Source organism: Gordonia rhizosphera NBRC 16068, from assembly GCF_000298195.1.
In the GTDB taxonomy this organism is placed as follows: Bacteria; Actinomycetota; Actinomycetes; order Mycobacteriales; family Mycobacteriaceae; genus Gordonia; species Gordonia rhizosphera.
Genome location: NZ_BAHC01000121.1, coordinates 12,251 through 33,848 on the forward strand (window position 1 = coordinate 12,251; position 21,598 = coordinate 33,848).

The window sequence follows — 21,598 nt, forward strand, 5'->3', positions numbered from 1 at the left end:
ACATGAAGCTGTCTCGATGGTGATCGATGCATCCGATGAACCCTTGATCGTCTCGTCGTACATCGTGGGCGAGCTCGACTACCTCGTGCTGACTCGCCATGGCTCTCAGATCGAGCGCATCGTGCTTGATGAACTGACGTCGGGTGCGTGGGAACTCGCCGTCATGTCGCGCGAGCGGTTGTCGGCCGCTTCGGCGATCGTTCGCCAGTATTCCGACGTACCCGTCGGTGTCGCCGACGCGTCGATCATCGTCTTGGCCGATGTGTATCAGACCAGGACGGTCGCCACTCTCGATCATCGACACTTCACCGTCCTCCGCCTCGGGGACGGTTCGGTGCCATTGATCATTCCGTAAACCGGGCTGCCGAAACCATCGCGATCACCCGCGCCCTCCACCCACACCCGGGCCCTCCGCCCCTCAACACCACCCGTGGCAGTATCAACGCGTGGCAACCCCGAAGCAGTGGTTAGAGGGCGCACGTCCGCGGACGCTGCCCAACGCCGTCGCGCCCGTCGTCGCCGGTGTCGGTGCGGTCCAGGTGCTCGGCGATGTCGTCTGGTGGAAGGCAGCGCTCGCGCTGATCGTCGCGATGGCGCTGATCATCGGCGTCAACTACGCCAACGACTACTCCGACGGCATCCGCGGCACCGACGACGACCGCGTCGGTCCGATGCGACTGGTCGGCTCGGGCGCGGCGTCGCCCGGCGCGGTCAAGCGTGCCGCGTTCATCTGTTTCGGCGTCGGCGCGGTGTGCGGGCTGGCGCTGGCGATCACCACCGCGTGGTGGCTGATCGTCGTCGGCGCGATCTGCATCGCCGGTGCCTGGTTCTACACCGGCGGCAAGCGCCCCTACGGCTATATCGGCCTCGGCGAGATCGCCGTGTTCGTGTTCTTCGGTCTCGTCGCCGTACTCGGCACCCAGTATGTGGTCAGCGACCGCGTCGACTGGGTCGGTCTGGTGTGTGCCGTCGCGGTGGGCTCGATCTCCACCGCTGTGCTGGTGGTCAACAATCTCCGCGACATCCCCACCGACACCGAATCCGGGAAGACGACCCTCGCTGTCCGGCTGGGCGATCCGTCGACGCGCATCCTCTTCGGTGTGCTGCTGTTCATGCCGGCAGTGATGACCCTCGTGCTGATCGCGGCGACTCCGTGGGCGCTGCTCGGCCTCCTGGCGTTGCCGCTGTTGTGGGCGGCGCTGCTCCCGGTCCGCCGCGGAGCAATTGGACCGCGACTGATCCCGTCGCTTGCGGTCACCGGTCAGGCGATGCTCGTGTGGGCGGTCCTCACGGCCGTCGGACTGCTGGTGGGATAGCCGCCCAACACGTGAACGGCTGATCGGGGATACTCGCGGAATGCGCGCGCCCGACCTCTTCCACGCATTGGTACTGCTCAATCTGTTGTTTGCGTGCGGGCTGTGGACGCTGCTGCGGCCGAGTCTGCCGGCGGCATCGGCGCTCACCATCGTCTCGACCGCGTGGGTGATCTGGAACAAGCCGCTCGAGGGTGACCTCATCGTCCCGATCATCGAACGTCACGGCGTGACCGAGTCCGACCTCCTGGCGCTCGCGGGGTTCGTGATCGCGGTCTGGGCCGTAACCCGGGTGACTCGCAGGCCGCGTCACCCCCAGCCGGTACAGCCGCGCACTGTCGACACGGGGACGTGGCGGATCGGTCCGCACGGCTGACGGCGATACCCCGGAACAGATCTTCCGGGATACTGGACGGGGTGCGCGCATCCGATCCGTTCCATGCCCTGATCCTGCTGAACCTGCTGTTCGCGTGTGGGCTGTGGACGCTGCTGCGCCCGAGCGTCCGGGCCGCTGCGGTGCTCGCCATGGTGTCGGTGGCGTGGGTCATCTGGAACGGTCCGATTGAGGGCGCGACCCTCATCCGCTTCACGTCAGGTCACGGGATCACCGAATCGGACCTGCTCGCGGTGGTCGGGCTCGTCATCGCAGGGGTGACGGTGAAACGGGTACAGTCCGAGCGGGAATCGTCGGCGCTGGCGCGCGATGAGCGATGACCCGGACACCGCGGTCGCGCCGGGCCGCGTCCAGCGAGTGGCATAACCTCGGGGCGATGTCGCCCTCGGCCCCCGCGGCCATCGGCACCTCGGACTCGGCCGGCATGACCCCGTCGACCCTCTGCGCGACCTCGTTCAACGTGATGTAGCCGTCCTCGATCGCGCGGATGAGCAGCGCGATCTTGGTACCGGCCGGCCGGCCGGCATCCTCGTACTTGCCCCGAATCCGTGCCAGGTGGGTCTGCACGGTGGCGGCGCTGATGAACAGGGCCTGACCGACTTCCCGTTTGGAGTCACAGACCAGCCACTGCGTCAGGACCTCGATCTCGCGGTCACTGAGCAGACTGGGTGTGCGGTGCTGACTGGGAAGGGGGTTCATCACGGCATCTCCTCACTGCTGAACGGGTCGAATCTCAATTCACAAAGATTCTTTGTAAGACGCTACGGACGCGGTCCGACAGAAAACAGCCATATCTTTGGGGGTCCCCCGAACGGGTGCCCCCAAAATATGGGGCTTGTGTCAGCTGAACGATTGAACCGAGCCGGACTGGTCGATCTCCGATCGGGTGCTCGAGCCGTCCGCCCGACGATGCAGCACCGACGCCGCGATCGGCCGATCCGGCGACGACACCCGGACGTAGATCTGACCTTCGTCGGCCCCGTCGAGGACGGTGGTCGCCAGCCCGCTGACCGCCTCCGCCACCCGCGGGTCGATCTGCGCCTCCGCGTCGGCCACGGTCACGTCCGGACGCGAGTCGTCGATGAACACCACCTCGACACCATGGGTGCGCGCCCGATACGCCGGTTCGTCGAGATCGAGCGTCGACATCAGCGGCGCCCGCAACCGATCCCGCAGATGTGCCTCCAACAGCGCACACTCCCGACGTTCCTCGGTCGTCAACTCCTCCCCCGAGGCGATCCGCTCCAACATCGGCCGCGCCAGGTGGTCGAGGGTCCGGACCTGACTCGCCCGTTCCTCGGCGGCCGCGGACTCCGCGGACAACCGCCCGACCTGGGTGATGGTCTGGGCGCGCAACTCGAACACCTCCTTGGCCGCGGGCCGCAGGGTGAAGGAGAACAGTGTGGCCATGATCAGCGGCGCGGCGTCAATGGCGACGACCGAAACAGCGGTACCCAGTGGCGACTGTCCCGTCGCATGCCCCCACACACCGAAGACGACGGCCTCCACGGCAAGGCCGATCCACGGGGCAACGCGTCGTCCGCGCACGATCATGAAGCAGTACACCCCGACCGCACCGGCGTGCGTCCAGACCATCAGCACCGACGTCGCCCACTCCGCCGGGGAGACCGACACCGCACAGACGCACGCGAGCGGACCGGATGCGGTCAACGCGACGGTCGGCCACGGTGGGAGCGGATCGCCGGGCACCACGATGATCGCGACCGCGGCGGCGGACAGCGCCAGACCGCCGACGATGACCGGCCAGATCGCGGACACGCCGGAGAATGTGGACACGATGGCAATCCATGTCGCAGCGAGGAAGCCGCCGAGGACGAACCACGCACCCGGCTGGCGCATCCCCAGAAGGTCGCGGACATCCTCGTGTTGCTGGGTCGGTTCCCCGCTCTGGCCGCCGGTCACCGGGCCCACCACCCCAAACTCACTCGGGTTCCGATTCCCGGGCGCGACGCGATCTGGGCGTGGCCACCGTCGACCTGGCTCATGCGGCCGCGGATACTGACCGCGATCCCCAGCCGGGACGCCGGCACCTGGCCAGGATCGAATCCGACGCCGTCATCGATCACCTCGACCCGCAGCGACGACGGTTCGGCGGTGACGGTCACCGTCGTCGTGGCGTGTTCACCGGCGTGCCGGCGACTATTGCGCACCGCCTCGGCGGTGGCGGCTGCCATCGCCGAGACCGCCCGGGCCGGAAACACCTCGGTCATGTCGGCCTCGAGAACGCTCACCTGCTGTGCTGGGTCGATCAAGGCGACGGCGGCGCGAATCTGACTGATCGCGTCGAAGGTCGTCAGCGTCGTTCTGACCTCTCCGGCGGCCGCCTGCTCGATCGCCTCGAGCGCGGTGCGCGCGCTTTGCGCGAGTTCTGTAGAGGCGCCCTGCCGTGACGCCAGCAGCAACGTCGACATGACATTGTCGTGGGTCAGTGCACCGAAGCGACTACGCTCCGCCGACCGTGCATTCGCGGCCGCGGCCTCGGCGGTCGCCTGATACGCCTGTGCGCGAGTGGCATCGAGGATCGCAGCCGTCCTGATCAGCATCACCGCTGCCGCGACGAACACCATCGAGAAGCCGATCGACCAGGCGATATCGGGAAGAATCGGGCCGTAGACCGTCGCAGGCCGGACCACATGGCTGATCCCCACGCTCGCCAGACAGGCCACCACCAGATACCCGAATGCGACGACCGCACGAAAAGCCAACGCCGCCGCGATCGCCGCAAGTGCGGGGAACTGCGCGAACCAGACCCCGTCGTGCGGACCGAGGAGCTGCCCGTTCCAGCCGATCCACCAGATAACCACCGAGACCAGATACCCAGCGGCTGCCGCAGCGGCGGCCATCTGCATGCGGCGGGCACTCCCGCGCCAGGCCAGCGGCCCGATGGCGATACCGGTACCGAAGGTCAACAGCCACGCCAGCACCGTCGACCAGGTGTCCATCAGCGACAGCGACGCCGCCACCATCGGGATCGTCATCACCGCGTAGGCGACGTAACCGCCGGATACGAACACCGAACTCAGGCGAAGTAACCGACGACCCGCCTGCTCGTCGCGTTCGTCGTGGACTCCGGTCAGCGGCGGACGCGCCGCGATGCGGACAGCCATTCATCCTCGATCACGCGTTGGTGCGGGCCGGTCGTCGGCACCGTCCGGAGCCGTTCGATCATGAAGACATCATCGCGCATCCGTCGGAACGAGGGCGCGCGATCCAACCGAGGTCCGAATCTTCGACAATGCGGCGATTGTCCCGTTTCCCCCGTACCGAACCCTCGTGAGCAGGGATTTTGGGGTCACGGAAACCGGTGATCCCCTATGCGGATTCGTCAGCTGAACGAACGAACGGCGCCGGACTGGTCGATCTCCGATCGGATGCTCGAACCGTCCGCCCGACGATGCAGCACCGACGCCGCGATCGGCCGATCCGGCGGTGACACACGGACATAGATCTGGCCTTCGTCGGCCTCGTCGAGGACGGTGGTCGCCAGCCCGCTGACCGCCGACGCCACGCGCGGGTCGATCTGTGCTTCTGTGTCGGCCACCGTCACGTCTGGGCGCGAGTCGTCGATGAACACCACCTCGACGCCCTGGGTCCGTGCCCGGTAGGCGGGTTCGTCGAGGTCGAGCGTCGACATCAGTGGCGCCCGCAACCGATCGCGCAGATGCGCTTCCAGCAGAGCACATTCCCGACGTTCCTCGGCCGATAGCTCCTCACCCGAGGCGATCCGCTCGAGCATCGGACGGGCCAGATGATCGAGGGTTCGGACCTGGCTCGCGCGTTCCTCGGCGGCCGCGGACTCGGCGGACAAGCGTCCGACCTGGGTGATCGTCTGGGCGCGTAGTGCGAAGACTGCTTTGGCCGTCGGGCGGAGGGTGAAAGAGAACAGGGTGGCCATCGTAAGCGGTGCCGCGTCAATGGCGACGACCGCGACGACGATCCCTACTGACGACTGCCCGATCGTCTGAGCCCAGATGGCGAACACAACTGCTTCCCCGATGAGACCGACCCACGGTGCGGCCAATCTGCCGCGGACACACATGAAGCAGTACACAGCAACTGCACCGCCATGTGCCCAGACCAGCAGTACCGAGGTCGCCCACTCCGCCGGGGAAACCGAGACGGCCAGGGCGCAGGCGACGGGCCCGGACGCGGCCAGTGCGACTGTCGTCCAGGGCGGGATCGGATCGCCGGGTACCTGCATGATCGCGACAGCTGAGGCCGAAATGACCAAACCTGCGATGATGACCGGCCAAATCGACGAAACTCCCGAGAACGTGTAGGCAATGGCAACCCACGTCGCGAGCAGGAATGCCCCGAGCACAAACCACGCTCCCGGCTGCCGCATCCCCAACAGGTCACGAACGTCCTCCCGTTGTGGGCCCGTGGTGCGCTCGCCGTCGATCATCGCGCCCACTCCACGCGAATCCGCGTTCCACCGCCGGGTCGCGAATCGACCTCGGCGACACCGCCGTCGATCTTGCTCATGCGACCGCGGATGCTGACCGCGATCCCCAGCCGGGACGCCGAAACCTGTGCGGGATCGAATCCGAGTCCGTCGTCGACGACCTCTGCGCGCAGGAGGGACGGGCCTGCCGTGATGGTCACCGTCGTCGTCGCCTGCTCGCCGGCGTGCCGACGACTGTTGCGCAGCGCCTCCGCGGTGGCTGCCGCGATCGCGGACACCGCGGCCGCAGGAAACACCGACTCGAAATCGGCATCACCGGGGACCGCCACCGGCTGTGCCGGGTCGATCAACGAGACAGCTGCGCGAATCTGACTCATCGCCTCGAAGGTCGTCAACGTGGTTCGGACTTCGCCGGCAGCGGCCTCCTCGACGGCGGCGAGCGCGGCACGCGCGTTCTGCGCCAACTCGGGCGACGCACCTTGTCGCGACGCGAGCAGCAGGGTCGACATCACGTTGTCGTGGGTCAGTGCGTCGAAGCGGGTGCGTTCGGCCGACCGAGCGTTGGCCGCCGCGGCTTCAGCCGTCACCTCGAACGCCTGAGCACGTGTGGCATCAAGGATCCCGGCGGTCCTGATCGCCATCACCGCGGCAGCGACGAAAAGCAGCGAGAACGCGACACCCCAGGCGAGGTCCGGGATCAGTGGACTGTAGCTCGACCCAGGTCGGACGACGTGACTGATCCACATGCTGCCTGCGCTGGCGACCACGAGGTATCCAAACGCGACGACGGGCCGAAATGCCAGCGCCGACGCGATCGCTGCAAGTCCCGAAAACTGCGCGAACCAGACCGAATCGTGGGTACCGAGGAGCTGACCGTTCCAGCCGGACCACCACAGAGCCACCGTGACGAGATATCCGATCGCCGCTGCACCGGCGGCAAGGCGGATGCGCTGCGCACTGCCGCGCCAGGACATTGGCGCAATCGCGAGGCCGGTACCAAAGGTCAACACGCATGCCAGCACCGTCCACCAGGCGTCCATCACCGAAGCCATCGCCATCACCGACGGGGCGGTGATCACCGCATAGGCGAGGTAGCCGACGGAGACGAATACCGCCATCAGTCGCAGGATCCGAAGACCCGCCTGCTCGTCACGCTCGTCGTGGACTCCGGTCAGCGGCGAAAGCGTCGCGGTATGGGCAGCCATCCATCCTCGATTGCGCGTTTGTACAGATCGGTCTTCGTCGGCGCCGGCCGTCCGGCCGTGGTGTACCGGCTGCGGATTCGGTTGACGTAGTCGGTGACGGTCTCGGCGGAGATGTCGAGTTCCCGCGCGACCCGAGCCGACGACTCCCCTGCCGCATACAGCTCGAGCACGCGGCGTAGCTGCGGGGACAGGTCGACGAGCCCCGGGTCGGAGTCGATGGCCGCGGCCCAGTCGATGCCGGGGACGGTGTCACCCGACAGCGCCCGACGCATCGCGGCGAGCAGTTCCTCCTCGCGGGCGTTCTTGCGGACCACGCCCATCACGCCGGCGCTGGCGGCCTGCCGCACCAGGAACATCTCGTCGCCAGAGGTGTAGACCAACGTCGGGATGTCAGCCTGTCGCAGGGTCTCGATGTTGGTGATCGGCGAGGTGCCGTCGCCGAGCCGCAGATCCAGCAGGGCCAGGTCGAGGTCGCACGTCACCGCGAGCAACGCCGCCACGGTCTCGGCGCCGGCAACGAGTTCCATGTCCGGCTGGTCGTCGAGCGTTGCGCGGAGTCCGCGCACGATCTGCTCGTGGTCGTCGACGACTCCGATTCGCCACTTTCTCTGGGGCTGGTCGGTCATGGCGACCATCATCGCGCATCGGTCGCGAAAATGACGCACGAACCATCCCGGGCCCGAATCGCCATTCTCCTGACGATCGTCCCGTAGTCTCGTGTCTCCGGGTCGAGTGTGGTCCGCTCGGGTGCCGTTGGGTATCACTCGATCGGGTCAACCGGTCGCGGCGAGGTGGCTATCCGGGATCGTGCGTCCGACTGCGTTCCGCGGACGAACGTGCGAACGCTCGACACTGCGGCGTGCCGGATCGACGCGGCGGGGTGTGCACGATCGACGCCGGGGTGTGCACGATCGACACGCGCGGAGCGTTCCGCGGAACGTTCACGACTACGCGGGCAACACGATCTCCTCGGACACCGGCAATCCGTCGACGGGATCGGAGGTCGGCGCCACGGTGATGTCGCGAATCCCGAGGTGTCCGAACAGGACTTCCAACGAGCTGAGCGACCGGATCGGCGCAGCCGAGTGATGCATCGACGAGGCCGGCCCGGTCCGGCGGAAGTACACCACCGCACCACGTGATTGGCTCGACATCAGGCGCAACGCGTCGTCGAGCCGCCGACGGCACGTACACGCCGACGACCCGAACAGATCACCCAGCGGACATTCGGTGTGGATCGACACGCTCACCGGACCGCCGACGGTCATGTCGCCATGCACGAGAGCCAGGTTGTCGGCCGACCCACCGACTGTGCTGAACCCGACGGCGTCGAACATCCCGTACACCAACGGAAGCCGCGCGGACACAGACTCGACGACACCGACCGGCCCGAGTCGCGCCAACGCCTGCAACGCGGACACCGTCACCACCGGATATCCGTATTCCGTTGCGAGCGCGAACACCTCACGACCACGCGCCGGCTCGGCCGGATTGGCCCGACCGCTGAGCCGGGTCAACAGCGCCGCCCCGACACCGCCGGCGGCGACCACCGCATCGACGGCCAGCCGCACCACCGACGAATCCGGACACACCGAGGCATTGACCACCGTGACATGGCCGGGTGAGGCGAAGCGTCGGCCCGGGTGGGCGTCGACAATCGCGGAGATCGTCGACGCCCACCCGGCATAGGTGTCACTGTCGTCCTGTCCCACCAGATCGACCGACAGCAGGTGCGTCGGCTTCAGGTGCGCGGTCTGCAGCTGCGCGGACTGCGCCAACTCACCCGACAATCGGGACCAGACCGCACCGTCGACGGCGACCGACACGGTGCCGCTCCCCCGGGAACACAACGCCACCAAACGTTCCGGCGTCACACCCTCCGCTGGCGCCACGAGATGCCCGCCGCCCGACGCCTCGTCGTCGTTGATGACGACGAGGGCGCCGGCACCGGCGAAGACCTCGGCCAGATCGTCCATCAGAACGCCTCGAACATCAGAACGCGGTCAGGTTCTCTTTGAGCGTCGAGCCGGTGTACTCCTCACGGATCAGCCCGCGCCGACGCAGTTCCGGCGCGAGACCGTCGGAGACGAGCGCGAGGTTGTAGCGGGTGGTCGGCAGGTAGAACAGGAATCCGTCACCACCTGCCTCCTCCATGATCTCGCCCATCTTGGCCGCCACGGTCGACGGCGACCCGATCAGACCCATGTCCTTGACCTGGTGGCTCTTCGCCACGACCTCACGCAACGACTCGTCCTCGTGCCCCTCGAACAGTTCCTTGATCGAGGTGTACTCGCCGTTCTGCTTCGACAGGTCGATGTCGCGGATCTTGGTGTCGGGATCGATGTTGCCGAAATCGATACGGCCACCGGAGGTGTAGGACATGTTCCACAGGTTGTACTCGATCGCCTCGTCGGATGCGCGCGAGGCCAGGTACGCCGCGTGCTTCTCCTGTGCCTCCTCGTCGGTGGCCGCGATCGTCGGGGTGGCGATGAACAGAAACTTGACGTCGTCGGGATCGCGCCCGTTGGCGGCGACGCGGGCGCGCATGTCCTCCCGGTACTTCTTCGCGGCCGCCGCGTCCCGGACGATCGCGATCTGCGTGTCGTCGTACTTGGCGGCGAGCGCGCGACCGGCCGGCGAGCTGCCGGCCGAGCAGACCGGGGTTGAGATCTGTGGTCCGGGAACGGTGTTCAACGGTCCGCGGCACTTGAAGTACTTACCGACGAACTCGATCGGATGCACCTTCGTGTGATCGGCGTACACGCCCGTGTACGGGTCGGCGATCACCGCGCCCTCTTCCCACGATCCTTGCAGCTGCTTGACGACGTCGATCCACTCCATCGCCATGTCGTAACGCTCGTCATGGTCGAGATGGCGTTCGTAGCCGAAGTTCTGGGCGACGCGGTCGGTGACGCTGGTGACGACGTTCATGCCCACCCGGCCCTCGGTCAGGTGATCGAGGGTGGTGAACGCACGCGCCGCCAGATACGGCGGGTACTGGATCGTGGACACCGTGGGGATCACACCGATGTGCCTCGTGGCACTGGTCATCAGCGGAACCAGCGGCATCGGATCGTTCTTGGGCGCCATGAACCCACGACGCAGCGACGTCTCCGCCGACTGCTTGTAGGAGTCCTCCACCATCGACGTGTCCTCGATGAGGATGTAGTCGAAACCGGCCCGTTCCAGACTCGTCGCCATGTCGACATAGATGTCGGGCTTCATCCAATCGGTGGCGTTGCTACCGATCCACGGACCGTCGCCGTTGACCGGACTCCACGCATGGATGCCGAACCCGTCGCCGAGAAACCAACCCAGATGGAACATGTCTTCACCTCTCCTGTAAGAAAACTTCGAAATAGCTCAGGCGGCAGCGGTTTCCACTGTCCTGAAGGCCTCGACCAATTGCCTGGTGTAGGCGTGTGACGGTTCGCCCAGAACCGTCGCGGTATCTCCTTCTTCCACCACGACTCCTGCATTCATGACGAGCAGTTCGTCGGTGATGAACGCGGTCGCCGGCAGTCCGTGCGAGATGAACACCAGGCCCAGCGAATGCGACCGAACATACTGTTTGAGCACGTTGAGCACCACGGCCTGTGCCGACACGTCCAGCGCGCTGACCGCCTCGTCGCAGATCAGGATGTCGGGCCGGACGATCAGCGACCGCGCGATCGACAACCGCTGCCGCTGTCCGCCGGACAGTTCGTGCGGATACCGGTCGACGAGCTCCGCCCCGATGCCCAACTCCTCGACGATCGCGTCGACGGCGTCGTCGGCCGCCGCTTTGTCCATCCCACCGAGGATCTGCGCCGGCGTGCGCACCGCCTCCCGGACGGTGTGGCGGGGATCGAAGGTGGTCGTGGTGTCCTGCGCCACCTGCTGAACCGCCCGCAGGAACTCCAGCCGCAGGGACCGGCGCCGCAACTGCCGCAGATCCCGGCCATTGACCAGCACCTGCCCCGATGTCGGGGTGCTCAGACCGACCAGCATCCGCCCGAGACTTGACTTGCCCGAGCCACTTTCGCCGACAATGCCGACCGAGCGCCCGGATTCGAACATCGCGGTCACCCCGTCGAGCGCCGTCACGTGACGCCCGTACGTCTTACGGACGTCGACGACCTCGATCACCGTGCTCATGCCGCCATCTCGTCGTGCGCGCCAACCGAGTCGAGGGTCGGGAGTTCGCGAAGCCCCGCCGATCCCAGCGTCGGCATGCACGCGAGCAGCCCACGCGTGTAGGGGTGGGTGGCCCGGTCGAGGTCACGGGATGCGATGGTCTCCAGCACCGTGCCGTGACGCATGACCATGACCCGGTCGGAGTACCGCCGCGACAGCGCGATGTCATGGGAGATGAACAGCAGCGCCGTACCCTCCTCCCGACTCAGACTCATCATCATCTCCATCACCGTGATTCCCAACGACGCGTCGAGCGCGCTGGTCGGCTCGTCGGCGATGAGCAGCACCGGTTCGGACGCCAACGCGATCGCCAGCATCACCCGTTGCCGCATCCCACCCGATAGCTGCCCCGGCACCGACGACATCACCCGACGCGGGTCGACGATGCCCACCTGTCGCAGCCGCTCCTCGGCGCTCGCCTTGCGCGCCTTGCGAGATCCGTAGGTGGCACGCGGCAGGACACTCAGCAGCTGATTGCCGACGGTGGCGACCGGGTCCAACGAACTCATCGCATCCTGGAAGATCATCGAGATCCCCTCCCGGCGAATCGGAATGCGATTCGGGGACGACTCAAGCAGCGGCCGGCCGGCCAGCGTCATGATCTGCGCCTGCACGGTCCCGACGGCTGGCGAGATGAATCCGCCGAGAGCGTTGGCGATACTCGACTTTCCCGACCCGGATTCGCCGACGATGGCGACCCGCTCCCGCTCGTGCACCGTGAACGACGTCGGGTGCACCTTCTCCACCCCCTGATAGGAGATGCGCAGGTCGGCGACCTCGAGGAGCGCGCTGCGTTCCGCCCGGGCTGCGAACTCGTCGGTCATGCCTGCAGCTCCGAGTAGTCGATGACGTTGTCGGTGCGGAACGCGTACCCGTCGACTCCGGTGGCGAAGGCGTTGAGCGGCTGGACATATCCGATGTAGATGGTCGGCAGCTGGTCCTGCAGCACCTGCTCGGCACCGTTCCAGTCGGTCCACGCCTCGTGGCCGAGCGGGTTGCCTGCGGAGTTGCCATCGGCGATCGCGGTGTTCAGCGGCGCGTAGTCGAAGTCGGGCCAGTTGATCGGCGACCCCGGGGTGTAGAAGAGCGACAGCACATACGAAGGCGACTGGACGACAGCGTAATCACGGCCGAGAGAGGCCTCGAAGGACTTGTTGGCCAAACCCTCCTGGAACACCGCCGAGTTGACCTCGTTGATGGTGACGTCGAAGCCCGCGGCCTTGGCGGCCGTCTGCACCTGCACGGCGGTCTCCTTGAGGTCCGGGACCGCGTTGTTGACCGTCAGGGTGAACTTCACCGGCGTGGTGATGCCGGCATCGCGCAGGATCTGCAGCGACTTCTGCGGGTCGGTCGTGTTGGCGTGCAGGTCATTTCCGTCCCAGCCGGGCAGGGTCTGGTTGAGGATCGTCGAGATCGGGTTCAGCCGACCGTGATAGACGTTGTTCATGATCGACTCGTAGGGCACCGCGCTGGCGAAGGCCTGACGGACCGCGAGGTTGTCGAACGGCGCCTTGGTGGTCAGCAGCGGGATATAGACGTAGGCGTTGGTCGGGACGTCGAAGATCTGCGCGGCACCCGAATCCGCGAGGTCCACCTGGTCGGCCGGACGTAGCTGGGTGGCGATGGCGGCGTCCCCGCTCTTCACCAGGTTGCTGCGTTGGCCCGGGTCGGCGACGACGCGCTGCACGATCCGCTTGACGGCCGGTTCACCGAGTGCGAAACCGGGGTTCGCCTCGTACACCATCTGCTGACCGGGGGTGTAGCCGGCAAGTTTGTAGGCACCGAAACCGAAGTCGGCGTTGTTCTTCGACCATTCGACCGCATACGGATCCTCGGCCGTCGCGTGCTCCTGCAGCACGGTGGAGTCGTAGATGTTGTACGGCGTGTTCGCCAGGAGCGACAGCATCGTGAATCCGTAGGCCGGGTCGTCGACGGTGATCTGCACGGTCGCATCGTCGATCTTGGTCACCTGCGTGTCGGGATCGGTGATCGCCGGCGAGCTGATGAACGGCACGATGGAGGTGTCCACCTTGAACTTGCGCTGCAGGGAGAAGATCACGTCGTCGGCGCTGAGGCTGTTGCCGGCGACGCTCCGGGCGTCGGTATTCAGGTGGAAGGTGTAGACCTTCTCGTCGGGGCTGACGTCGTAGCTCGAGGCGAGCACCGGTTCGAACTTGAACAGTTCCTGGTGGGCGGCCATCCCGTCGGTGCCGGCGACGTAGGGATTGCGGATGAGGGTGGCGCCGGTGTTCATGAAGAACTCGGCGGATTCGTATCCGGTGGCGCTGGTTTCGTAGCTGAAGCTCTGCGGCTGCGCGGCGGTCACGATGACCACGCCGCCCTCCTCGGCGGCGGGACTGCCACCGCATGCGCTGAGGAACGTCACGGCTGCGGCAACCGCCGCCAAGCCGGGGAGCAATCGGGATTTCAATCTCATCGGACGCAAATCTCCATTCGATTCAGTGATGTGATGTGTTGCTGGTCAGTTGACGGTCAACGTCGTCGTTGCTGGGAGATCAGCGTCGTGACCTTCGACGCCGCCCATACCGAATATGCGAGGGCGAGAACCGGGAACAGCGCGGGCCACCACCGGCCCACCGCCGCGTCGGGGGCGGCGCTGGAGAGCATGTTCCCCCACTCTGCCTCCGGCAACGGAATCCCCACCCCGAGGAATCCCAGTCCGGCACAGAAGATGATCGCCATACCGAAGATCGCCGAGGTGTTCTCGATCGTCGAGGCGATCGAGTTCGGGATCACGTGGCGAAGCAGGATCCGCGGCTCGGACTCGCCGCTCATCCGCGCGGCGGTGACATAGCCGTCGGTCCGGGTGCGTAGCACCTCGGTGCGCATCAGCCGCGCCTGGAACGGCATGAGCACCAGGCTCAATGCGCACGTGATGACCACCGCGTTGCGTCCGAAGAAGGACACGATAACCAGTCCGGCGATCATCACCGGCAGCGCCTGGACGAGGTCGATGATCCGACCGGTCATCGAGGCGAGCCGCCCCACCAGGCCCGACTGCGAACCGTACATACCGGCGAAGGTGCCGATGATCAGCGCGAGCACCGTGGCCAGCGCCGTGACCGCCAGCGCGATCAACACGTCGATCCGGAACGCGGTCAGCGTGCGCGACAGGACGTCGAAACCGTTCGAGTCGGTGCCGAACGGATACGCCCCGGACGGGCTTGTCGACGGGGTCCCGACGACATCGGTGGCCGGTTGCGGCGCGATCCACGGACCGATGACCGCCAACAAGATCAGCACACCGAACGGGATCAGACCGACGTACGGGCGAAACCTTACATACCAACCATTCTCGCGGCCAATCGTGCCGTCGACGGGCCGATCGGAAGCGGTGATCGTCATGCTCAGACCTCCTGGTTTCGGGACGCACGACGACGCGGGTCCAGCAGACCGGTGACCACGTCGGTGAGGAAATAGACGGCGAGACAGAGCCCGGCGGTCACGACCAGGAACGACCGCAACGCGTAGACGTCGGATGTGGTCACCGCGTCGACCGCGTACTGGCCCAGACCACCGAGCCCGAAGAGGGATTCGAGGACGACGGCGCCGCCGAGCAACAGCCCGAACATCATGCCCAGCATCGACACGGTGGCCGGCAGCGCCCGCCGGTAGATGCTGACCAGCACAACACGCCGTGGGGCGCCCGAGGCGATACGGAAACGGGTTGCGGGGCTATCAATTTCCTTGTCGAGCGCGAGGATCGTCGTCTTGACCATTATCGCGGCGTGTGCGAAGACCATCACCGCCACCGGCAGGATCAGATGCGAGACGTAGGAGTTCATCGCGGCCGTGTCACCGGCCAGGAGCGAGTCGAGGATCGGGAATCCGGTGACCTTGGGCGGTGCCATCAGAATCGGGTCGAGACGTCCGGAAGGTGCTGGAACCCAGTGCAGGACAGCGAAGAACAGGTACAGGAACGCGATGCCGACGACATATTCGGGGATCGCGCCTGCGGACCGGGCGTAGGTCGCGAGAACCCGCGAGACCGGGTTGTGGGGCCGGGTGACGACCAGGTGTGAAATGAGCAGGCTCACCACGGTGGCGAAGAACAGGCCGGTCGCCACCAGCTCGAGCGTGGCGGGCACCCGAACGGCCATGTCCTCGGCCACCGGGCGTCCCGTCGCGATCGAGTTCCCCAGGTCGAACGTCGCCAGGCTCTGCAGGTAGTGGCCGAGCTGGGTCAGCCACGGATCGTCGAGCCCGTAGCTCGCGCGAGCCTGTGCGAGCGCCTCCCCGGAGAGCCGTCCGCCCGAGGCCGAAACCAGCGGATCGCCTGGGATGAGCTTCACCAGGAAGAAGGCCAGCAGCACGAAAAGCAGGAAGTTGACGATGGTGGTCACCGCCGACCGGAGAATCCAACCGTAGGACCCCAACCCCGGGAGCAACGCGCCGACGTCGAATCTGGCCACCGATCTCTCTGACTTGCCGATGGCGATGGTGGTGTCTGCAGTCACACGGACCCTCCTGGGTGAACATCTGGTTCTGGTGGCCGGAGCTCCTCGACGAGCCCTCGACCCGAGCCGAGACACGATCGTCATCGGGGTTTGTTTCGGTTTCTGCACCCAGCAGTGACCGATCGATTGCGCGGGTTCACACGACGCCAGCAGTGGCATCCGCGCAGGTCAGAGGAATACATTCGATTGCACGCGCAGATATCCGCCAGTTGTGACGCTGGCGACTTGTCAGGACATGCAAGCTTTGGCACTCCTAACATTGAGGAATCCGAAAGTCCGATCGGGGCGGGCGACGATCTTCGAAGTTGGTAAGGCGATACCGTGGCTTTTTCCCATGCTGCTCAACATCCACGCGCGCACGGCGGGTCGGCGCGTGGCCGTCAGGTCTCGTCGCGCCGCGTCCGTGACCTCCTGCTCGCATCGATCCGCACCGGCAGCATCGACGCCGACGCACCGCTCGTCGAAGAAGAGCTGATGCAGATGTTCGACTCCAGCCGCGGGTCGGTACGCGCCGCGCTCGGTGAGCTGAGCGAGGCCGGACGGCTGGTCCGCCGGCCCCGGGTCGGTACGCGACTGCACCGCAAGGACCTCGGCATCCAGTTGGCGGACTTCTCTGGAACCAACGGTCAATCCGTCGAGATCAAGGTCACCGAGCAGCGCCTGGTCCCCACGTTCCCGCTGGTGAGCGAACGGCTCGACATCCACGACGACCATGTCCGGCTGGTCGAGAACATCTTCATCGCCAACGATGAGGTCATCGGTTTGCGCAATGCCTATTTCTCACCGCGATTCGACGCCGACCCCACTGCGCTGGTCGGCGAACCGCTGACGATGGCGAAGACCATCGCCGAGTTCTTCCGTGTCACCCCCGGCACCGCGTCGGTGTCAATCGGCGCGGAACTGTCCGACGACCGCACGAGCCAACTGCTCGGGATCGAACCGGGCCAATCCCTGCTGTCACGCGACGTGGTCTATTCCACCGCCGACGGACGTCCGTTCCAGATCGTGTTCGACCGGTTCCGCGCCGACCGGGTGCGGCTCGAATCGGACCTGGGACTGTCGGATTGGCCCGATCGACGGTGAGCGGATTCGATCCCGCCACAGCTTCTCCAAGGCTCTGACCTGCGCAATCACCCGTCGGTGTGGTGCGGTTCGGTCGGGGTCGGCCGCGCAATGTCGACGTAATTGTCAGGTGATCGGTCGGTAATTCCCGGCACGCAGGCTCGTCGCGGTCCGGATCACCCTACCGGTGGGGGTGATCCGGTCACCGCCTGCACCGAACACCTGATCACCACGAATGGACAGTGAGCACACCATGACCACTTCGACCGAAATCGATCCGGCCGAACTGCGCAGCGCATTCGGCGCCTTTCCCACCGGTGTCGTCGCGCTCGCCGGGATGACCGGCGACGACCCGACGGTACTCGTCGCATCGTCGTTCGCCGTCGGCGTGTCGCTATCGCCGCCGCTGGTGATGTTCGCGGTGCAGCAGTCGTCGTCGACCTGGCCGCTACTGAAGCAGGCACCTGCGCTGGGAGTCTCGGTGCTCGGCGAACATCACGCACCGGTGGTGCGACAACTCGCCGCCAAGGACAAGGCCAACCGCCTGGCCGGTGTGGCGACCACGGTGCGAAGCAGCGGCGCGGTGTTCCTGAGCGGTGCGCCGGTGAGTTTCGAATGCGCGTTGGAGAGCTCACACATCGCCGGCGATCACGAGATCGTCGTGCTGCGGATCATCGATCTGCTCAACGATCCGGCCCAGCAGCCCATCATCTGGCACAAGTCGTCGTTCATGCGGTTGAGCGCGTAGGACAACGACCCGCACTGCGGTCCGCGGAACGCCGACGACGCCGGGGTCCCCCAGTTCGTCCGCAATCGCGCGTATCGTCCTCGCCAGGCATATTCGCGACTGGAAGCGGGCTGTCATGGGCAGACACTCAGTACCTGACGACGGCACCTGGCCGGGTGACGCGATCACGGTCGATGCGATCACCGGACACAATGCGATGTCGGCCGGTGACGGCGAAAGTCGGCCGCGCCGAAGATATGTCGACCATGGGGCCTCGCACAGCCTCGACGACCGACCGGACGCGAGACCGTTCTCGCCTTGAGCGACACCGCGGGCGACGACGTTCCGCACGTCTATCTCGACCATCTCACCGATCAGCTGGACGGTGAACGCGCACGACAGGTAACGCTGACCGCGCGGGCCGAGACGATCGTGAAAACGGTACTCGCCCTGCTCACGGTGGTGATCGCGGTGTTGGCGTTCGTCTTCGGCGGCGCCGTCGAGTTCCGTCCGCATGCCGTGACCGTCGCGGTGGTGGTCGTCGCGATCCTCGTCGGGATCGGCACGCTCGTCGCCGGTACGTTTGCCCTGACCCTGCCACCGGCCGATGCCGGGACTCGGCTGGACACCCTCAACGGCATGGCGAGTGAGTACTGGTGGCTGACACACGATCCCGGCGATGCCCTGTTCACGGTTGCGCGCCGCAAGTTCGAATCGATCGCGGTGTTGCGCACCGCGAACCGGCAGCGAACGACATTGTGCCGCACGGCTCTCTACGGTCAGCTCGCCACCATGGCGGTGCTGTCGGCGGCGGTCATCGTCGAGATCATCGCCCGTGCATGACTTGGGCGTTCCGCGGAACGTCCTACAGGTCGTCGGCGGTGATCAGGCCGTCCTGGATGGCCCGCGCCACCAGCGCGGCCTTCGTCGGCGCGTCGCGGCCGGCCGCAGCATACTTCGCGCGAATGCGGCCGAGGTGGGTCTTCACCGTTCCCGGGGTGATGAACAGCCGTTTGGCCACCAGTGCCTGGGATTCCGTCTGAAACCAGCTGATCAGCACCTCCCGCTCACGCGGTGAGAGCATCGGCCGGTTCACCGCCTCGTCGCTGTTCATCGCTTTCGCCATCGTCGGCCCCAGATACGGCTGATCGGTCCGCGCGGCGTGGATGGCGGCGATGAGATGTTCGCGCCCTTCGGCTTTCGACAGATAGGTCACCGCACCGAGGTCGAGGCATTCCAGCACCAGACTGCTCCCGGTGTGCTGGGAGAACACGATGACGCGGTACCCGTCCTCGGACAAGCGATGCAGCGCATCAAGATCCGGAGCCCGCCCATCGAATTGGAGATCCAACACCACGACGTCGACGTCATGGTGTCCTTCGTAGAACGAGGCCGGACTGAGATAGGAGCCGGTGATCACGATCGGCGGATCGGCCTGCGCGCACCACCCGGCGATGCCCTCGTGGATGATCGCGTGATCGTCGATCAGCCCGATGTGGATCGGCTCGGTCATCGTGGCACACTCCTCACGTCGGCGGGCAGGGGCAGTTCGAGTTCGACCCAGGTGAGATCACCGGCGACGGCGGGGACGATCCCCATGCCCGCCTCGATGGCGTCGCGCGTGGCGCCCGGACAGTCACACACCACGCTGACCGTGATCGTCTCGGCGGTCGCGGTGAACACGATACGCGCCCGAGACCTCGCCCCCGCCAACGCCATCGACGCGATCGCCAGCAATTCGTCGCGCAATTCCGGCGGGACGTCGGGCAGGGTCGTGCCGGCGTCGACCGTCACCGTCACCCCGCGGTCCTCGGCCTTGCCGATCATCGGCTGCAGTTCCTGCAGCAAGGGGTGATCGGTGTTGTCGGACTGGGCGAACAGCCGACGCAGCCGCGCGCCTTCGATCAGCGCGGCGGCACGCAGTTGTGGATCGGTCGGATCGGTCACCGAATCACGCAGACGCTCCAGCAACGGCACCAACGACTCCGACAGTGCGGCGTAATTGGCCGCGGTATCCGCGGCCAGCGCCCGCTCCTCCGCCTCGGACGCCCATCGTCGAACATGCTGATCGTTCAGCGTTTTCGCGGTCTGTGCCGCAGTCACCAGTGACGTGGTGAACACGAGTGCCAACGCCTGCAGGAGCGCCACGGCGACGAAGCCGTAGCCGATCGAAACCACACTCTCCCGGTCCGGCAACAGGATCAGCAATGATGCCGACCCGATCACCCAGAGCGCCGCCAGCGCCGTGAGGCTGCGAGCGATCGGGAAACGATACGTCAGGGCGACGATCAACCATCCGAGAGTCCCCAGTGCCCAGTCGCTGCCGGAGTTCAGACTCGATGTGGCCAGCAATATCTGCTGGACGGGAATCACCGCGATGGTGGCGGCACAGCACGCCCAGATGATCGACGACGATACCGGGTGGGCGACGGCATACCCGGCGATCGCAATGCATACGACGCAGACAAGCAGGAGCAGCGCTTGGGCCAGTGGGTAATCCGTCTCACCCACAATCGCGCGCGGTGCCTGCGATCCGACGATGACCGTGGCGATCGCGATCAGCCCGTAGCCGAATCCATGCAGCAGTCGTTGGGCCGACTCGACACGGTCGTCGAGTTCGCGACTGCTCTCCGTCGTCGCCCACTGCAGGACGATCGTGGTCCCCGAGCCGGGCCGACTGTTGATGCGGGCCAGACCACCGATGTCGGACATCCGGCCGCGGATGGAGTTGCGCACGCCGAATCGTCGAGCGACGCCGTCGGAGCCGACGTCGAAGCCGATACCGTCGTCGGTGACGGTCACCGACCGTTCCGTCACCGTCACGGTCACCGACGATGCCCGCGCATGGCGATCGACGTTGGTGAGCGCCTCCCGGGTGGCGCCCTCGACGGCGTCGACGATGTCACCGGCGAGCCACAGCTCGTCGACGCCGTCCAGACGCGTCGGCGTCGTCACGTGGCAGCACAGCTCCCGCAGTCGCTCGACCAGATCGACCCGTTCGTCGTCGAGGGGCGACGGCGCAGCGAAAGCGTTGATGGTGGCCAGATCCCGGTCGACCTGCCGGGCCAGAACGTCAGGGTTGGTGGTGGCCCCCTGCCCGACCATCAGCAGCGTCGACGCCGCGGTGTCGTGCATGATCGCGCAGTGCCTTCGCGCCAGCCGGTGCCGGGCGATGGCGACCGACCGGCTGACCTCATCGTCGGCGGACGCGATGAGCATGCCGTCGGTCAGTGTCGCGGCCCGCAAGACAACCCGCCGGAACATCGCGACGAGCAGCCAATCGACAGCGAGGAAGTCGAAGCTGTACACGGTCCACGGGTCGGCAGCGCCCGGAACACGGAGGGTGCCGATGGCCCACGCGCCCGCGGTGACCAGCGCGGCGAGTGCGGACCAGCGTGTCGGGTGGGCGATGCCGAAGGCGATGATCGCCGTGCTGGACACTCCGAGCATCGGACTCACGTCGGTGATGAACGGGGTATCGGAGACGAGCCATGGTGTCTGCAGGAGGTAGATCGCGACCACGGTCACGTCGGCGACCGCCCACCGGACACCCAGACGGCGCGATGCGAGCCGGAAGGCCGACCACAGCGCCATCAACGAGCTCATGACCAGACCGCGCGCCGGCACGGCGGGTTCGATGAACGTGAACGCCGCAACCGCGATGCACACGAAGTGCAGGAGCAGCAGACCGATCCGCTCGGCTTGCCGGCTCAGGACGCGATAGGTCTCGCCGGGTGTGGCGTCACCCGGCGACCTCCGGCCCCTGCTCGACACACGCGTCCTCCGTCACGAAACCCTGTTCCGGGAGGTTATCTCG

General features: G+C 66.3%; 22 protein-coding genes. 7 read left to right on the forward strand and 15 right to left on the reverse strand.

All coding sequences use genetic code 11. The features are described from left to right. Positions 1–16 precede the first annotated feature (16 nt). From GORHZ_RS14650 to GORHZ_RS14665, 4 genes are all read left to right on the forward strand, one after another. Positions 17–355: a PIN domain-containing protein gene (locus tag GORHZ_RS14650; protein WP_006334274.1), complete on the forward strand. Its 339-nt coding sequence runs from the start codon at positions 17–19 to the stop codon at positions 353–355. Between the two features lie 91 nt (positions 356–446). After that, a complete protein-coding gene (locus GORHZ_RS14655; RefSeq protein ID WP_006334275.1) occupies positions 447–1,316 on the forward strand; it encodes a 1,4-dihydroxy-2-naphthoate polyprenyltransferase in 870 nt (289 codons plus the stop codon). A gap of 40 nt (positions 1,317–1,356) precedes the next feature. After that, a complete protein-coding gene (locus GORHZ_RS14660) occupies positions 1,357–1,689 on the forward strand; it encodes a hypothetical protein (RefSeq protein WP_006334276.1) in 333 nt (110 codons plus the stop codon). Between the two features lie 41 nt (positions 1,690–1,730). Continuing rightward, positions 1,731–2,027 (forward strand): hypothetical protein, encoded by a 297-nt coding sequence (locus GORHZ_RS14665; RefSeq protein ID WP_006334277.1) that lies wholly within the window; start codon positions 1,731–1,733, stop codon positions 2,025–2,027. Here the strand turns inward: GORHZ_RS14665 and GORHZ_RS32060 are convergent. The 13 genes from GORHZ_RS32060 to GORHZ_RS14730 all read right to left on the reverse strand — a co-directional run bounded on the left by GORHZ_RS32060 (position 1,954) and on the right by GORHZ_RS14730 (position 15,992). Next, a complete protein-coding gene (locus GORHZ_RS32060; RefSeq protein WP_006334278.1) occupies positions 1,954–2,406 on the reverse strand; it encodes a response regulator transcription factor in 453 nt (150 codons plus the stop codon). The two genes, GORHZ_RS14665 and GORHZ_RS32060, sit on opposite strands and share 74 nt — an antisense overlap. Positions 2,407–2,547: 141 nt before the next feature. Further along, the gene (locus tag GORHZ_RS14675) at positions 2,548–3,630 is read right to left on the reverse strand and encodes a DUF8320 family protein (protein WP_040532088.1); all 1,083 of its coding nucleotides are present in this window, start codon (positions 3,628–3,630) and stop codon (positions 2,548–2,550) included. After that, a complete protein-coding gene (locus GORHZ_RS14680) occupies positions 3,627–4,835 on the reverse strand; it encodes an ATP-binding protein (RefSeq protein WP_006334280.1) in 1,209 nt (402 codons plus the stop codon). Before GORHZ_RS14680 ends, GORHZ_RS14675 begins: the two co-directional genes overlap by 4 nt. Before the next feature lie 218 nt (positions 4,836–5,053). Next, positions 5,054–6,133, reverse strand: a complete 1,080-nt coding sequence (locus GORHZ_RS14685) for a DUF8320 family protein (protein ID WP_006334281.1) — start codon at positions 6,131–6,133, stop codon at positions 5,054–5,056. Beyond that, on the reverse strand, positions 6,130–7,338 hold the full coding sequence (locus GORHZ_RS14690) for an ATP-binding protein (protein WP_051998913.1): 1,209 nt from the start codon (positions 7,336–7,338) through the stop codon (positions 6,130–6,132). Before GORHZ_RS14690 ends, GORHZ_RS14685 begins: the two co-directional genes overlap by 4 nt. Then, positions 7,305–7,964 carry a response regulator gene (locus GORHZ_RS14695; RefSeq protein WP_006334283.1) on the reverse strand — a complete coding sequence of 220 codons (660 nt, stop codon included), beginning with the start codon at positions 7,962–7,964 and terminating at the stop codon, positions 7,305–7,307. The genes GORHZ_RS14690 and GORHZ_RS14695 overlap by 34 nt, the downstream gene beginning before the upstream one ends. A 321-nt stretch (positions 7,965–8,285) precedes the next feature. After that, complete coding sequence (locus tag GORHZ_RS14700) at positions 8,286–9,314, reverse strand: 3,4-dihydroxy-2-butanone-4-phosphate synthase (protein ID WP_006334284.1); 1,029 nt, start codon at positions 9,312–9,314, stop codon at positions 8,286–8,288. Positions 9,315–9,330: 16 nt separating this feature from the next. Beyond that, positions 9,331–10,665 carry an NtaA/DmoA family FMN-dependent monooxygenase gene (locus tag GORHZ_RS14705; RefSeq protein ID WP_006334285.1) on the reverse strand — a complete coding sequence of 445 codons (1,335 nt, stop codon included), beginning with the start codon at positions 10,663–10,665 and terminating at the stop codon, positions 9,331–9,333. 36 nt (positions 10,666–10,701) lie between these two features. After that, positions 10,702–11,475 carry an ABC transporter ATP-binding protein gene (locus tag GORHZ_RS14710; protein WP_006334286.1) on the reverse strand — a complete coding sequence of 258 codons (774 nt, stop codon included), beginning with the start codon at positions 11,473–11,475 and terminating at the stop codon, positions 10,702–10,704. Beyond that, complete coding sequence (locus GORHZ_RS14715) at positions 11,472–12,338, reverse strand: ABC transporter ATP-binding protein (RefSeq protein WP_006334287.1); 867 nt, start codon at positions 12,336–12,338, stop codon at positions 11,472–11,474. Before GORHZ_RS14715 ends, GORHZ_RS14710 begins: the two co-directional genes overlap by 4 nt. Beyond that, entirely contained in the window at positions 12,335–13,951 is a 1,617-nt protein-coding gene (locus GORHZ_RS14720; protein ID WP_006334288.1) for an ABC transporter substrate-binding protein, read from the reverse strand. The genes GORHZ_RS14715 and GORHZ_RS14720 overlap by 4 nt, the downstream gene beginning before the upstream one ends. A gap of 56 nt (positions 13,952–14,007) precedes the next feature. After that, entirely contained in the window at positions 14,008–14,880 is an 873-nt protein-coding gene (locus tag GORHZ_RS14725; protein ID WP_006334289.1) for an ABC transporter permease, read from the reverse strand. Between the two features lie 2 nt (positions 14,881–14,882). Then, the gene (locus GORHZ_RS14730) at positions 14,883–15,992 is read right to left on the reverse strand and encodes an ABC transporter permease (protein ID WP_006334290.1); all 1,110 of its coding nucleotides are present in this window, start codon (positions 15,990–15,992) and stop codon (positions 14,883–14,885) included. A gap of 321 nt (positions 15,993–16,313) precedes the next feature. Between GORHZ_RS14730 and GORHZ_RS14735 the strand changes: the two genes are divergently transcribed. From GORHZ_RS14735 to GORHZ_RS14745, 3 genes are all read left to right on the forward strand, one after another. Further along, entirely contained in the window at positions 16,314–17,075 is a 762-nt protein-coding gene (locus tag GORHZ_RS14735) for a GntR family transcriptional regulator (protein ID WP_006334291.1), read from the forward strand. 232 nt (positions 17,076–17,307) lie between these two features. Continuing rightward, positions 17,308–17,802 carry a flavin reductase family protein gene (locus GORHZ_RS14740; RefSeq protein ID WP_006334292.1) on the forward strand — a complete coding sequence of 165 codons (495 nt, stop codon included), beginning with the start codon at positions 17,308–17,310 and terminating at the stop codon, positions 17,800–17,802. A 297-nt stretch (positions 17,803–18,099) separates the two neighbouring features. Beyond that, positions 18,100–18,624: a hypothetical protein gene (locus GORHZ_RS14745; protein ID WP_006334293.1), complete on the forward strand. Its 525-nt coding sequence runs from the start codon at positions 18,100–18,102 to the stop codon at positions 18,622–18,624. Positions 18,625–18,646: 22 nt separating this feature from the next. Here GORHZ_RS14745 and GORHZ_RS14750 read toward each other — a convergent pair whose 3' ends face one another. Then, the gene (locus GORHZ_RS14750) at positions 18,647–19,294 is read right to left on the reverse strand and encodes a response regulator transcription factor (RefSeq protein WP_006334294.1); all 648 of its coding nucleotides are present in this window, start codon (positions 19,292–19,294) and stop codon (positions 18,647–18,649) included. After that, on the reverse strand, positions 19,291–21,555 hold the full coding sequence (locus tag GORHZ_RS14755) for a sensor histidine kinase (RefSeq protein ID WP_006334295.1): 2,265 nt from the start codon (positions 21,553–21,555) through the stop codon (positions 19,291–19,293). The genes GORHZ_RS14750 and GORHZ_RS14755 overlap by 4 nt, the downstream gene beginning before the upstream one ends. Positions 21,556–21,598: the final 43 nt, after the last annotated feature.